Here is a 13,251-nt window from a genome sequence, read left to right as displayed (position 1 = left end):
GATCCACCGAAAGCGCCTTGCTCATTCATGCTGGCCTCCGCCTCCAGCAGGAATGTTGAATCAGAACCCGGCTCCCTTGGGAATCCCCGGAGATTCAATCAGGTCGCAAAGTGCTCTAGACAACAGATACTGGGTCATCTGCGTTGGCCGCTTCCCAAGGGGGGCGGGCCTTCGGTCGCCTAAAACTTCACACGATCGGTCTTCAATGCGTCTCCAGGTCGGCTTGAAGGATCGCGCAGGGCTGTGGCTGCAAAGTCCGAGTGATGCCAGCGCCCGGTCCGGGTATCGGGCGGAGGGCGTTCATCGTGGCGTTGCAATGCGCGTTCGTCTCTGTGGCGTCGATGCCGTGACTGGCGCAAGTGGGTTTGCCAGGACCGGCGGTGCGGCCGCTGTGACTGGATCGGGGACCACTGCCTCCGGCTCGCGTACAAGAACAATTTGAGGTGCGAGAGGCAAGCCGGGATCCTGATCGGATACTTGAGCGTCAATTGGGACTGATGGGGGAGATAGTTCGATAGTCGGCGAACCAACAAATTCAGGAGGCGGCGCTTCGACATAGGTGGCTAAAGCTGCCAGCTTTTCAATCACGGGCTCTTCCCCGAGATGTCGACCCGTAAAAGCTCCCGGGAGACCCCATCCGCCTGTCCAACGATAGAAGATGTGGGTCCCGATTTGACGCATCTTCACCAGACGCTCTGCCCAGTAGGGCGCGACCCAATCGGTGTGATAATGCGTCGCCATACCCACATCCGCAGCGACGAAACCATTCAGGGCTCCTGCCGCGACAGCGCGCGCCCTCGCCCAACCCGCCTCGGAAGGAACACGCGCTAAGGCGCCGTCGCAAGTAAAACTGAACTGGCAGCCCGTCGTCCGCTCCTGACCTTGGAAGACGACGCCGCACACCGTCTTCGGAAAGGCCGGGTGTCGCATGCGGTTCAAGACCACCTGAGCAACAGCGGTTTGTCCGGCGTTCGTCTCCGATGCTGCCTCGTAATAGACAGCGGCCGTGAGGCAATCGAGCGCGCGCGCGTAGTCAGCCAGATTCTCCGGCGGCATGATGAAGGGTCGCGCCGCCAAGATTGGAAGCGTGGAGAACGGCAGGCCCGCGTTCCAGACCCGGGCTTCGTCCATCGAGATCGGCCTGACGGCTTCGGGCGCCAGTGTGAATTGTGTGGTCAAAGTCGTGTTAGGTTCCCCCGGAAGACTCTGCGCCGTAATCTCTGCGGATGACCCCAGCCCAGACGCCGATATCCAACGCGGGGCCAGGATCACTGCCGCACCTAGCACGAGAACCACAGCCGCAATGATGACCGGGGCCCAAACGCTCTCCTTGGCTCCGACGATCCACCGCTTCAACCTGTTCCGGAATCTCGGCCAGTCAGGCCTCATAGTGGTCAGCCTCGTCGCCATCTTCAGCCCTCTGCGCTCCTCTTGTGAGTTCGGGCGCCCTGGTGGCGACCAGTTCGGCACTGGCTCGCCAAACTCGTCCCAGCATCAGCCCCGCTCCTGACCGAACGCAAACTGTATGCCAAGGAGAAAAGCCCAAAAAGCAGCAATAGAGGGGGTCTGGAGCGCATAATCCGTGAGACCATGTGCCAGAACGACCAGATTGGCGCACACTAGGCCGTGTTGGACAGTCCGCATTGGCTTTCCGAGCGCTCGCGCGACACCAAATCCGAGGATGATCAAGATCAGCCCAAACATGGGCAGAGCGCCGAGCAGGCCAGCTTCCTCCAGCCACTGCAGGTAGACATTATGCGTCGCGCGAATGGCCCAAAGCGCCCCGGCGTTTTCCGCCGTCATGATCTGGAGGTTCACTGCATCAAAGCTGCCGAGGCCATAGCCGAGAAGAGGCGAGGCCAGAAACGCGTCCCAGTGCGCTGAGAAGATTTGCCCTCTGACCGCTAAGTCGGAGCCGACATCATCGACACGCGTAAGCAGCAAATCGTTGCCACCGAGCATCAAGACCAAGGCTAGGCCCAGGAAAAGCGCTGCTGCCACGATGATCCCCAATCGCTTGCCGGCGGAGCCTTTGGACTCCCACGCCATAAGGATTGCGACGCCGAGCAAGGTCGATGCACCGCCCATCCTCGAAGCCGTGAGCAGTAGACAAATTGCCGTCAGGGCAAAGCAGGACAGGGGCGCAGCCACCGCGGTCAGGCGTTCCGTTAAGCCAAGGCCCGCCTTTCGTCGCCAGGTGCGCAAGAACACGGCCAGTCCCAAGACGGTGAGCACGCCAAAAACTGTCGCCCCGTTGTTGAAACTCAGGAAGCCTCCCGAGAGGCGCCCTCCCTGGGCGACCTGAAGACCGGATAGGAAAGTCAGCAGCGAGATCGCCGCGTATATGCCGCCCGTCCAGACAACGGCATCGATCGTCGCCTGTCCCCGATCTTTGCGGACCCCGTGAAACGCGCCCGCCAAGAACACGGCGGCCAGGCCACACAGCTTGACCAGCTCGAGCAGGGTCCCACTGCGATCGATTGTTGTCGCCGCAGGCGAAGCGTCCGCCCAGGCCCACAGCGGGTGCGTCCCGCCCGGGGCCAACGCTGTCAGCGACCAAATGCTCACCCCCAACACTGCGATGAACAGGATCGCCACAGGGGCGAGTGGTCCAATATCGTAAACGCCGCGGCGCCACGGGCTGGCGAGGCACACCAGTAGCGACACACCGAGAACGGCGGTGAGCCACAGCGCAGCCGTCGTCTGGTTGGCTCCGAAGGCCAAGTGAGCCAGAGCCAAACCGATTGGAACCAGCGCCACGCTGATCCGCGTCGACAAGGGTACCGCCGGGCGGCGCAAACTCTTTGGCGCGAATGTCGAACCACCGCTCCGACGGCTTGCGGAGGCCGATGTAGTCATGTCAGGCCGCGTAGTATTTTTTGTAATCGCCGTAATAGTAGCCGGCGTCGCCATAACCATAGCGGGCCTGTGCCTTCATATCGACCTGGGTCATGGCGATGCCAGCGATATGGGCACCGGACTGATCCAGAATCTTGAGCGCGCCCGCGATCGCCTTCTCTGGCGTCCCGCGCCAGCGGGTCAGGAACACCACGGCGTCCGACTTGGCCGCAACAAGCCGCGTATCGGAAACCGCCAGTACCGGCGCCGTATCCATGATCACGAGGTCGAAATCGCGTCGCAGGTGCTCAATCAACTGATCCATGGCTTGGGTGCCAAGAACATCTTTCGGCGTAAAACTGTTCTTCGCCAGCGGGAGGACATAGGCCCCCGACCGCTCGTCCAGAATCGCGGCTTGGTCGAGCGAAACCGTGCGGTTGAGAACTTCGACTAGACCCGACTCGGGCTCCACGCCCAAAAGGCGATTGACGTTCCGTCGGCGTAAATCGCAATCCACCAAAATGACCCGCAGGCCCGCCTGCGCGGCCACGCGCGTCAGGCAGAGCGCCGTTGTGGTCTTACCCTCCCCCGGCAACGCCGACGTCAAGGTGATGACCTTCACGGTATGGCCGATGCGAGAGAACTGAATCGACGCGCGAAGAGCCCGCACGGACTCTGCGAAGCTGGAGAGGGGCTTGGAGATGACATAGTCCGCAGGAGCATCATCGCGATCCTTAGGATCGGCGACCGACGACAGAAGAGGCACCGAACCCAGGTGCGGCAGGCCGAACTTATGCTCAATGTCCTCGCCAGTGATCACGCCCGTGTCGAGCATGATGGCCAAGACCACGGCCACAAAGCCCGCACCGATCGCGAGAACAAGCCCCAAAGTCAGATTGAGCGGCACATTAGGCGAGCTGGCGCTGGTTGGGATTGCGGCTGGCGAAACGATGCGCGCATCGGACTCTTCAAGTCCTTCAGTGCCAGACGTTTCCTGGAATCGGGCAAGGAAGCTCTCGTAAAGAGCCTTCACGGACTCGGCGTTGCGCGACAGCTCGTTTAGGCGAACGCCGGCGGCATTATTGGCAGCTAAGGTTCCCCGGGCGGACCCAAGGCTTCCCGCCATGGAGCCCGTGCGCTCACGGGCGACCTGCACTTGGGCTTCAAGATTGGAGATAATGCGGCGGATCTCGGCTTGGATCTGCCCATCGATATCCGCAAGTTCCCGTTCCGCGCGGAGCATGTCGGGGTGGCGCGGGCCGTAACGGCTGGTCAGGTCGGCGACGCGACCAGAGACCTCGGCACGGCGTGCCCGTAGTTGCTGCACAACTTGCGATCCCAAGGCTTCACCGACGTCGTCGCCGCTGGAACCGGCTGCAAGCTGGGCGCGCGCCGTCCGCAGTCGCGCCTCGGCTTCAGCTTGGGTCGCACGAACGCCTGCCAGTTGCTGGTTATAAGCGGAGATTTCCTGCTCGGTGAGGGTCGCGCCCGAGGCGCTGAGAAGGTTGTTTGCGGTCCGATACTGTTCGACCGCTGCCTCCGCCTGCTGCACTTCAGTCCTCAATTCCCCCAGACGCGAATTGAGCCAACTGTTGGCTTGACGGGTGGCGTCGAACTTGGCCTCAAGCTGCTCCAGCAAATACCGCTCGGCAAACGCGTTAGCGATCCGCGAAGCCTTCGCCGGATCTTCAGAGGTGAAGCCGACATTCATCACGTAGGTCAGTCCGGAACGGCGGACTGACAGTCTCGCGAGGACCGCACTGACGACCCTCTCTTTCTGCTTCTGCGCCTGCACGGCCGTCAGGCGCTCCCGCGCTGCGTCAGGTGCTGCGGCACCGAACAGGCTAGCGACGCCCCTTATGACTGCCTTGACCGGCCCGGGCTCCGCAAGCGCGGCGTTAAACTCTGGATCTTCTTCCAGATCCAACGCCTCGACCACACGCTGGGCCAGCTGACGCGACTTCAGAATTTCGATCTCGGTGTCGACCACCGAAGATTCCGCCGACAGGCCAGACAGCACCGCCTGAGCGTCAACGACGTTCTCGGTACGCGTGTTAATCATCAGGCTGGATGTAGCCGTATAGAGCGGCGTCGCTTGGATCGTGAAGATGATGGCACCGACAAAGACTAACAGCGCCACCGCCAGGAAAAGCGGCAGGCGGCGGCGAAAGAGCGCGATTAAGCGATGGAGATCGACTCCTTCGCCTCCCCCCTCCCCTTCCGATGAAGATCCTGGCTGCGCACCCAATGCGCGAAGGGGGGACAGATTGTTCATCATACTCTCACGCGTAGCGTCTAGCCGGCGTATTGATCTAGAACTGGGCGACTAGCGACACCGCCAAGCGGTTGACGTCGAAGTCCGAACCGCCGTTCGCGCCGTCCGAGGATTGCTCGAAGTGGCTCGCCGTCACCGAAACGCCCAAGGTCCGGTTCAGAAGGTAGGTCCCGCCGACCGACATCTGAGTGCGGCCGTCTGTCCGATCGATGCCTTCGTACTCATCCTGTGACACGGTGAGGCCCGCATTGAGCAGAACATTTCGCATCAGCTCATGATCGATCTGCACGCCGATAGCGGAGGACAGGTAGCCCCCGGCGCCCGCGATGCCGGCATCTTCAATCGTCCGCGATCCCGTCGCCGTCACCGTGGTGAGCTGGGTGGGGAACCACTCCAGTTGAGCGCGCGCGCCAAACCCGTCGATCTTGTCGTAGACGGCCGCGTCGAATTCTTGGCTGATGTAGCCGACCGCGACTTCACCGCGCGCGACGGCACCCAGCTCAAAGTTTGAACCCGCAAGGATTTCGTATCCGTCAGAGTCACGCGCGGGCAGGAGCACCGAGGTCGCTGTGTCATAGTCGCGCTTATTCGTGGTGACCTGTGCGAACAACGCCGTCGCCGGGCTGATGGCGTAGTCACCCCGGCCCGTCAGGCTGGTGATCGTACGGTCGCGGTTGTCCTGGTCAACGACCACGCCGCCGAGGGTGATGCCATCCTCGTAGTCATAAGTACGAATGTCCCCCCGGGCCGAGAGTTTCAAGCGTCCGCCGACCCGCGAACCGGCGATAAAGCCGGAAGTCATATCGTAGGAGATGGGCTCTCGCGTCGAAGCCGGTGCGTTGGACGACGTGCGGGGCTCGGTGATGCTGGCGTAGTCCACACCCGCCGCTAGGTTCGCCGCGCGGGTGATGTCGATCCGGCCCGAAGCGCCGACGCCGTAGTCCTCGTAGTTCTCACCTTCAAAATCGTTATAGCGGGCGATGTCGGCGCGCGCATAGGCCGCCAGGGCGTGCCGCGACCAGCCGGATTCAAGCTCGATCATCGGCTTAATGTGAACGATGACGTCGCTGTCCGCGCCGCTCGACACGGCGAAAACGTTGTCGTTGTATTCCGCGTCGAGCTGCAAGCTGGGGAAGGCCATGAAGGTCCCGGCCGGAACCCCGAGCGCCTCATACTCAGGCCGCGGCCGCTGACGAACCGGAATGCTTCGATCCCGCGCGAACAGATCGCCCGACTGGGCCTGTGCCTGGCTCAAGGATCCTGACGTAGATTGAGCGTGGACTCCCGCCGCAGCGGCGGAGGCGCCTAGCGCAATTAGGCAGGCCAAACGGGTTTTGAGCTTAGACATACATCCCCCATCCGCCGACGGGCGGCGCGATCGATCAACAGTTCATAGACTCGAAAGGATCAGGTGACGGGACGGTAGTCCGAGCCACCGCCACCGCCACCGCCCGACGAAGCCGGCGCGCCCAGCGGCGCACCGCCGGTTTGACCACCGGACGAGGGCGCGCCGCCCGAGTTGGAGGCCGTGACCACCGACTGAACGCTCGAGACAGCCGAGGAGGCCGCTGCGGAGAGTTGGCCGTTGGCCGCCAAGGTTGCACGGGCGTTGGCCAGCGCCTGGGTCACCACCGCGGGGCTCGCGCCACTGGCGGCGATCACGGCTTGGACCGCGGCTTCGATCGATTCAGCGGCTTCATCACCGGTGAGTCCGGTCGCCGTCGCGTTTGTTTGCGCGGTCAGGATTGCCGCCTGAATGTCCGCCGACAGTTCGGCTGCGGCGTCCTGCGCAACGGCGGCGGCCGCGACAGCAGGCGCAAGCGTCAGGGTGGAGACGGCACCGAAAGCAACCGCAGCGCGGCAAACGGCGACGAGCACGGTCATCTTCAACATGTGATAGCCCTCCAAAATGTTGACGAACTCTTACATTGCACAGCAGCAAAATCAAATACGTCAGCGTTATTTGAACGATGGACGTGGAGTTTCACCGCCGGCCTGTGCCTTAAGAGTAACTCACGAGCCCATCGGGAACCCGCATCGCGCGAATTCAGGATCTCGGTGTGGCGTTCCGGCGGCCCATCACGAACGCCAACCGCCCGGCAGGATCCGAAATGTCCGCCTCGGCGGCATTTACCAAATCCGTGCGGGTCCGAACGGTGACCGCAAGCTCTTCAGACGCATGCTGGCGAAGCTCGGGCGTCAGTTCTGTCCAGCGTCCGTAGGCAAAGCGCAGACGCCATGCCGTCACATCCGGGCCATAGGGGGCCACGGTGTAGCTTCGGTCTAGGGCGTCCAGCATGTCTGCGCGCCGCCCTTCCTCAGCCGCGACCCAAGCCAGCCGGCACCAGGCCGCCGCGTCGCCCGGCCGGCTGTTCAGCGTTCGTCGGGTTTCTGCGTCAACACGCCGCAGGTCTGGACGGGAGGTTTCAGCCGCCGCCACGGCGTGCGCTTCGGAGACTACTGCCAGCGGAAAGCCGGCAGCGAACTCAGACATCGGAAAGCTATAGACGACCGCTAAAGTCGTTGCGGCCACCGTCGTCATCAAGGCGAGCACGATCGCTCCAGTGAGACGGAGCCTGTAGGTCAATCTTGCAGAAATCATGGAGGCCCTCCTCGCCGCCACGACTAGATCTCCGCAGTCACCCAGTCAAAGGGGCGGCCGGGTCGCTGGCGTTCCTTCCAAGCGTAGTCGACCCGATCCCACCGGGACACCCATGGGCTCAGGCTGTCGAGAACATATTCACCGCGATCGGTGGCCAGGAGCAGAACCGCATGGCTTTCGCCCCAGCGGGTCTCGACAATGGCGATTGACAGGGCCTCGGGCGGCACGCCTGCTGCCGTGAGGGCCTCGCGCTTGGCCAGAACAAAATCTTCGCAGTCCCCGCGACCTGCGCTCGGCAGAGTCCAGAAATCTTCGACCCCGTAGAGCCTGCTGTCGGCGGTCTGGCGGATGGCACGGTTGATACGGCGATTGACGCCATTGACCAGTTTCCAGCCCGCGCGATCGAGCGCAAAGGCGGGAACGACGGGGGGATCGGTTTCTGCAACCTCGACCACCACCGAGGATTCCACCGCCGACACGGCCTCCCCGGCCGCACTCGCGGCGAACTCCACCATCGCTCCCGCTTCCGTCTCGACGGCCGATCCAGCGGCGTCACTTGCAGCGACAGCTGTCGTCGCATCGGCCACTTCAGTAGATCGGATCGCCAGCGTTGTGATCGCGGGCTCAACCGGTTCGGCACTGCCTGGACCCGTGGCATCCGCCGAAGCCCTCGCGACGGCCGGTCGAACGGCGAGCGGCCTCTCCCGACGCGCGTTGGCGAAGACCCTGGACCAATCCACCCGGCTTTCCGCCACAGCGGCCGGCGCCGCGCGACGCTGAGCGAAAGCATCAGCCCAATACTTGCCCATCGCCGCTGTGCGCAGGGCGGCCAGATCGACCGCGTCTATGTCTGCAGAGATGCAGGCCTCGGGCGTCCTTTGGCACAGATCAAGGAAGCCTAGGGGGGGAATAGTGGAGGCGCCCAGGGCCATGACCGGCGCGGCAGCGTCACGACGAGCGGATTGAGCGTGCGCAACGCCTGAATCGCACACCGTGAGTGCAATGGCGGCCAGAAGAGCGATGCGGCCACTCGGCGGAAGATCGAGCATGTCTGTTCCCTATGCTTGGGAACATCTTGCAGATGAGGCGGTAATATCGCTTGTACAGACGCGGTTGCTAAACGCTTTAGTGTTTTGGTTTGCGCATCGGTAAGGTTAACGTCAGATTACAGAACTCTAGTCGCATTCTGTCGGTAACGACGCTTGGATAGCGCTGGATTGTGCAATGCACTATGGGCTAGGCTGGTCCGGTAGTTTTCAGGGAGCGATCCATGTTCATCGGCTTGCAGCGGTTTATCGCGGGCCTCGTTCTCGCCCTGGCCGTGCTCGGCTGCGCCCAGCCCCCCCTCTCGATCGATCCGGCGACTGTCCAGGCGGACGGGGTCGTGCGGGTCGTCCCGGAGTATCGTCTCGGGCCGGCGGACAAGGTGCGGGTCAATGTCTTCGGCGAAGAAGCCCTGACCGGCGAGTTCACCGTCGGTGGATCAGGCCGCCTCTCCCTGCCGCTGATCGGCGAGGTACAGGCCGAGGGGCTGACGATCACCCAACTTCAGGAGAGTATCGCCCAGGCGCTTCGCCAGGGCTTCATCAATGAGCCCCGCGTGAACGCCGAGGTGCTCAACTACCGGCCGTTCTATATCCTGGGGGAGGTCAACAAACCGGGCGAGTATCCGTATACGGCGAACCTGTCAGTCCTCAACGCCGTCGCTACCGCTGAAGGGTTCACGTATCGCGCTGACACGCGTCGGGTTTATATCAAGCGGGCCGACGGTGCGTTCGAACAGGCCTACCCTCTGACGACGGCGACCCAAGTCGCGCCAGGCGATACGATCCGGATTGGGGAGCGGTTCTTCTAGGAGCTGAACCTACGAGGCCGCCACTGTCTGGCAGGCGGCCCAGAGTGTGGTCCAGAATGCAGCGGAGACCGCAGCTGCGAGGCCGAAACCAATGAGCCGTTCCCAAGCGATGGTTGCATGTCGCGCCCGGAGATCGGTCGTTGGCATTGTGGTTTGGGTCACACGGTAATCTCCTTCACCACCGAAGCTACCGCCCGCTGGATAAGCGCCGCCTAATCAATACGGTTAAAATTGCTTGGGTTAGCGCGGAGAGTGTTGCGCTGCAGAGACAGATCGCTGTTCGCAGAACGGGCGCGGACTTTGCGAGTTGCGCACAACTCCGGAAATAGGCTTACCTAATCCTTAATCTGGGCTCGAACGGGGGATCTGCGTTTTGTTTGACGGTGTCGTATCTCCGAACGCCCGCTCCGCCGTGGTTTTCGGCCCGGATGGGGCTGACTGGCGCCCGCGCTTTAGCAGGACGGCGCTCTGCGCGGCCCTCAAGCGGATGTTCGATGTCCTCGCGGCGGGTTCGCTACTGCTCGCGCTTTTGCCGGTCTACGCGATCATCTCGGCACTCATCGCGGCAGACAGCCCCGGTCCTGTCCTGTTCCGGCAGAAGCGTACCGGCCTGAACGGTCGTATCTTCGTCATTTACAAGTTTCGGACCATGCGGCTCGCAGGTACGGACGTCGAGGTTCGGCACGCCACTCAAGCGGATGATCGCGTGACGCGGATCGGCCGCCAACTCCGGCAGAGCAGTCTGGATGAAATCCCCCAACTGCTGAACGTCTTGAAGGGTGATATGTCGCTCGTCGGACCTCGACCTCACGCTGTCGAGCATGACATCCACTATGCGAACCTTCTGCCGAACTATCACGAGCGCTTCAGCGTCCGGCCTGGCCTGACGGGCCTGGCCCAGATTCAAGGCTTAAGGGGCGAGATCCGCGACCTGACGTGTATGGCGCACCGCGTTGACGCTGACGTGCTCTACGCCAAACACTGGAGCTTCCCGGCAGACCTCACGATCTTGTTGCGAACTGTCCCGCTGCTGCTTTGGCGGGTGAACGCCTACTAGGGCTACACACAGGCGCTGATTTGCCGCGAGCCTTCTCGCCGATCTTTTTCCAAACCACCTCCCTTCCCCTCGATGTCAGCGGCAGCCGACTGGCGAACTGCGGGTCAAGGTGCGAGCCGATGTCTCCAGCGAGTTGGTGTCCCCTTGCGTGAGCAGCGACGGTTTACCTCCCGGGCGTAGCCGTACTGCTCCAGACCGCGCGAGAGGCCAGAGCAGGTGAGGTGTCGCCTCACAGACCAGTGTGGATTACAGCCACAGGACGCAGAAAAGCGCCCTGAGGCTTGCGACCAGCTCCGGGGCAAGGCGCATCGCTACACCCGTCCGAAATGACTAAATTCGAGGTGCTCTCGGCCCAGATCTATGGCTTGGATATTCGTCTGACAGCATTCGTTTCGCCGCCATGAGTGCGCTTTGGACCACCTCGATATTGTTGCTGTGGCCGGCTCTCATCTCGACTGAATATCCGCCCCGATATCCATTGGCCCGCAGAGCCACAATGACAGACACAACGGCTGGGTCCTCAATGGGAAACCCGACCAATCCCGGTGCGCTTAGCTGCACGTGCGAGATCCGCCCCGCCTGCGTTTCGATCACTCCCAAGGTCGAGCTCAGATCGTCAGCGGCCAGCATCGCACCCGTATCGAGCGTCATCGCGACGGACGGGTGATCGACCATTTCGACGAAGTGCGCGACCTCGGACAACTTAGTCAGAAACACCGCGCCAGCGTCTCCCGCCATGGGTTCCAGGCCGAGGCGGCATCCGTGCTCACTACAGAGGCGAGCCAGCTTTCGAAACGTCTCGGCAGCGTATCCACCTGCCTCCGCTTGCGACACCTCCGCCGTAAGGGAGCGACTGGTCGGGCACCCAAAAGTCAGATGAGGTATTCCAAGTCGGCCAGCCAACCGAATGGCGGCGCCGATCCTGCTCAGAAACCTCTCCTGCTGAGGCGGGGAGCCGAAAATTCTCGCCTCGGCGTCACCGAACAACAAGGACTGCATCGAGCAGGCCCGGAGACCATGGACCGTCAGTGCCTCGGCCCAGCGTTCAACATCAGCCTCGGAAGGCGAAAGCGCGTCTTCGGCATCTGGAAAGGCCAGAGAGGGCGAAATCTCCAGATACCCGACGCCCAAGGACGAAATTGTCTCATAGACAGAGACTGTCTCGTCGGCGTGCCACGCGATGTTGGAAATACCCAGGCTCATCGCGATTTCCGGCTGCCGCCAGGATCCCCGCAGTCAATGTTGGAAAGCGCAAAACCGTCGAGGTGCGAAATGGCGCTCGCTGTCGCCAAACAACAGCACACACCTTGGCTCCGATTGTCCATGCAGGATGAGGAAACCGGACGCGCGAGTATTACGATGCATACCTCATCGAGACGCTCTCGAGGAAATACTCATAGGTTCGCTCGACGCCTTGATCCAGGCCGATCGTTGGAGTCCATCCAAGCGCCTTGATTTTGTCGCCGGACATGAGCTTGCGCAGAGTGCCATCCGGCTTCGAAGTATCGGTAACGATCTCCCCTTTGAATCCAACGACCTTGGCGACAAGCTTGGCAAGATCCAGGATCGCAAGGTCGGTGCCGGATCCCACGTTGACATGCTCTTCTTCGGAGTATGTCTTCATCAGGAAAACGCACGCATCGGCGCAGTCGTCGGAGTGAAGAAACTCCCGGCGGGGCGAGCCTGAGCCCCAGATTGTGATCTTGTCTGCTCCAGCCATCTTGGCATCGTGCGCCTTCCTCATCAGGGCGGGGAGGACATGACTGGAATTCAGGTCGAAATTGTCGCCCGGGCCGTAGAGGTTCGTCGGCATCGCGCTGATGAAATCAGCGCCATACTGCCGGCGGAAAGCCTGGGCGAGCTTGATCCCGGCGATCTTCGCAACCGCATACCATTCGTTGGTTGGCTCGAGCGGTCCGGTTAGCAGAGCGTTCTCAGGAATGGGCTGTGTAGCCTGTTTGGGATAGATGCAGCTTGATCCGAGAAACAGAAGCTTGGAGACACCGCTTCGGTAGGCTGAGTTGATGATATTGGTTTCGATGACCAGGTTATCGTAGATAAAGTCTGCCGGTTGCGTGTCGTTCGCCATGATGCCGCCGACCTTCGCTGCGGCGAAAAAGATCGCATCCGGCTTCTCGCGTTCCATGAACTTTTCCACGGCGTCCTGACGAATCAGGTCGACGACCTCTCGCCCTGCCAGGATCATCTCGCAGTTTTCGCTTTCGAGGCGTCTTGAGATGGCTGATCCCACCAGTCCACGGTGTCCGGCGACCCAGACGCGCTTGCCCTCCAACGGGAATATGACGGGACTAGACATTTTCGGCGCCCTCCAGATCCGCCGACCACCTGCACGGTCGACCAAAGACAACAAGTCGGACGTCGCGGCGGTAAGTCACCGATCTGACCGGACGGGAGCTACCATTATTTTTGGCCCGCCCCCGAGCATGGTAAGTAAAGCCTCAAGGTTGTCCTCGGGCAACCATAAACGACCCGCGTTCGATTGAGGTTTGCATTGCAGCACTCGCTTGTGGCCGCTGGAGCACGAACCCGCCGTGCGGCCATGGATTGCCAGCCGAGGCAGAGGATCAGAGATCGGGTCTCCACAGCCCTTTGGACCGCATTTG

The 13,251-nt window shown here is 62.0% G+C and carries 11 protein-coding genes; 2 read left to right on the top strand and 9 right to left on the bottom strand.

Annotation, left to right across the window (positions count from 1 at the left end; genetic code table 11):
• Positions 1-300 precede the first annotated feature (300 nt).
• From ACP7A5_RS15045 to ACP7A5_RS15015, 7 genes are all read right to left on the bottom strand, one after another.
• A complete protein-coding gene (locus tag ACP7A5_RS15045; RefSeq protein ID WP_426042675.1) occupies positions 301-1,179 on the bottom strand; it encodes a cell wall hydrolase in 879 nt (292 codons plus the stop codon).
• Between the two features lie 315 nt (positions 1,180-1,494).
• The gene (locus ACP7A5_RS15040; RefSeq protein WP_426042674.1) at positions 1,495-2,778 is read right to left on the bottom strand and encodes an O-antigen ligase family protein; all 1,284 of its coding nucleotides are present in this window, start codon (positions 2,776-2,778) and stop codon (positions 1,495-1,497) included.
• An 82-nt stretch (positions 2,779-2,860) separates the two neighbouring features.
• Entirely contained in the window at positions 2,861-5,113 is a 2,253-nt protein-coding gene (locus tag ACP7A5_RS15035) for a GumC family protein (protein ID WP_426042673.1), read from the bottom strand.
• 37 nt (positions 5,114-5,150) lie between these two features.
• A complete protein-coding gene (locus ACP7A5_RS15030) occupies positions 5,151-6,368 on the bottom strand; it encodes an outer membrane beta-barrel protein (protein ID WP_426042672.1) in 1,218 nt (405 codons plus the stop codon).
• A gap of 152 nt (positions 6,369-6,520) precedes the next feature.
• A complete protein-coding gene (locus tag ACP7A5_RS15025; RefSeq protein WP_426042671.1) occupies positions 6,521-7,006 on the bottom strand; it encodes a hypothetical protein in 486 nt (161 codons plus the stop codon).
• Positions 7,007-7,160: 154 nt separating this feature from the next.
• Positions 7,161-7,667, bottom strand: coding sequence for a hypothetical protein (locus ACP7A5_RS15020; protein ID WP_426042670.1), 507 nt, complete (start codon positions 7,665-7,667; stop codon positions 7,161-7,163).
• 71 nt (positions 7,668-7,738) lie between these two features.
• Positions 7,739-8,764 carry a transglutaminase-like cysteine peptidase gene (locus tag ACP7A5_RS15015; RefSeq protein ID WP_426042669.1) on the bottom strand — a complete coding sequence of 342 codons (1,026 nt, stop codon included), beginning with the start codon at positions 8,762-8,764 and terminating at the stop codon, positions 7,739-7,741.
• 221 nt (positions 8,765-8,985) lie between these two features.
• Here ACP7A5_RS15015 and ACP7A5_RS15010 point away from each other — a divergent pair, with 221 nt between their 5' ends.
• Together ACP7A5_RS15010 and ACP7A5_RS15005 are read left to right on the top strand one after the other, a co-directional pair.
• Entirely contained in the window at positions 8,986-9,570 is a 585-nt protein-coding gene (locus ACP7A5_RS15010; protein ID WP_426042668.1) for a polysaccharide biosynthesis/export family protein, read from the top strand.
• A 373-nt stretch (positions 9,571-9,943) separates the two neighbouring features.
• Positions 9,944-10,627 carry a sugar transferase gene (locus ACP7A5_RS15005; protein ID WP_426042667.1) on the top strand — a complete coding sequence of 228 codons (684 nt, stop codon included), beginning with the start codon at positions 9,944-9,946 and terminating at the stop codon, positions 10,625-10,627.
• Positions 10,628-10,957: 330 nt separating this feature from the next.
• Here ACP7A5_RS15005 and ACP7A5_RS15000 read toward each other — a convergent pair whose 3' ends face one another.
• Both ACP7A5_RS15000 and fcl read right to left on the bottom strand, forming a co-directional pair.
• The gene (locus ACP7A5_RS15000) at positions 10,958-11,830 is read right to left on the bottom strand and encodes a sugar phosphate isomerase/epimerase family protein (RefSeq protein WP_426042666.1); all 873 of its coding nucleotides are present in this window, start codon (positions 11,828-11,830) and stop codon (positions 10,958-10,960) included.
• A gap of 151 nt (positions 11,831-11,981) precedes the next feature.
• The gene (gene fcl / locus ACP7A5_RS14995; RefSeq protein ID WP_426042665.1) at positions 11,982-12,944 is read right to left on the bottom strand and encodes a GDP-L-fucose synthase; all 963 of its coding nucleotides are present in this window, start codon (positions 12,942-12,944) and stop codon (positions 11,982-11,984) included.
• Positions 12,945-13,251 lie beyond the last annotated feature (307 nt).

Source organism: Brevundimonas sp. TWP2-3-4b1, assembly GCF_049897665.1.
Lineage (GTDB): Bacteria > Pseudomonadota > Alphaproteobacteria > Caulobacterales > Caulobacteraceae > Brevundimonas > Brevundimonas subvibrioides_B.
Note: the sequence above shows the minus strand (reverse complement) of the source record. Positions and strands in the feature narration are given on the sequence as shown.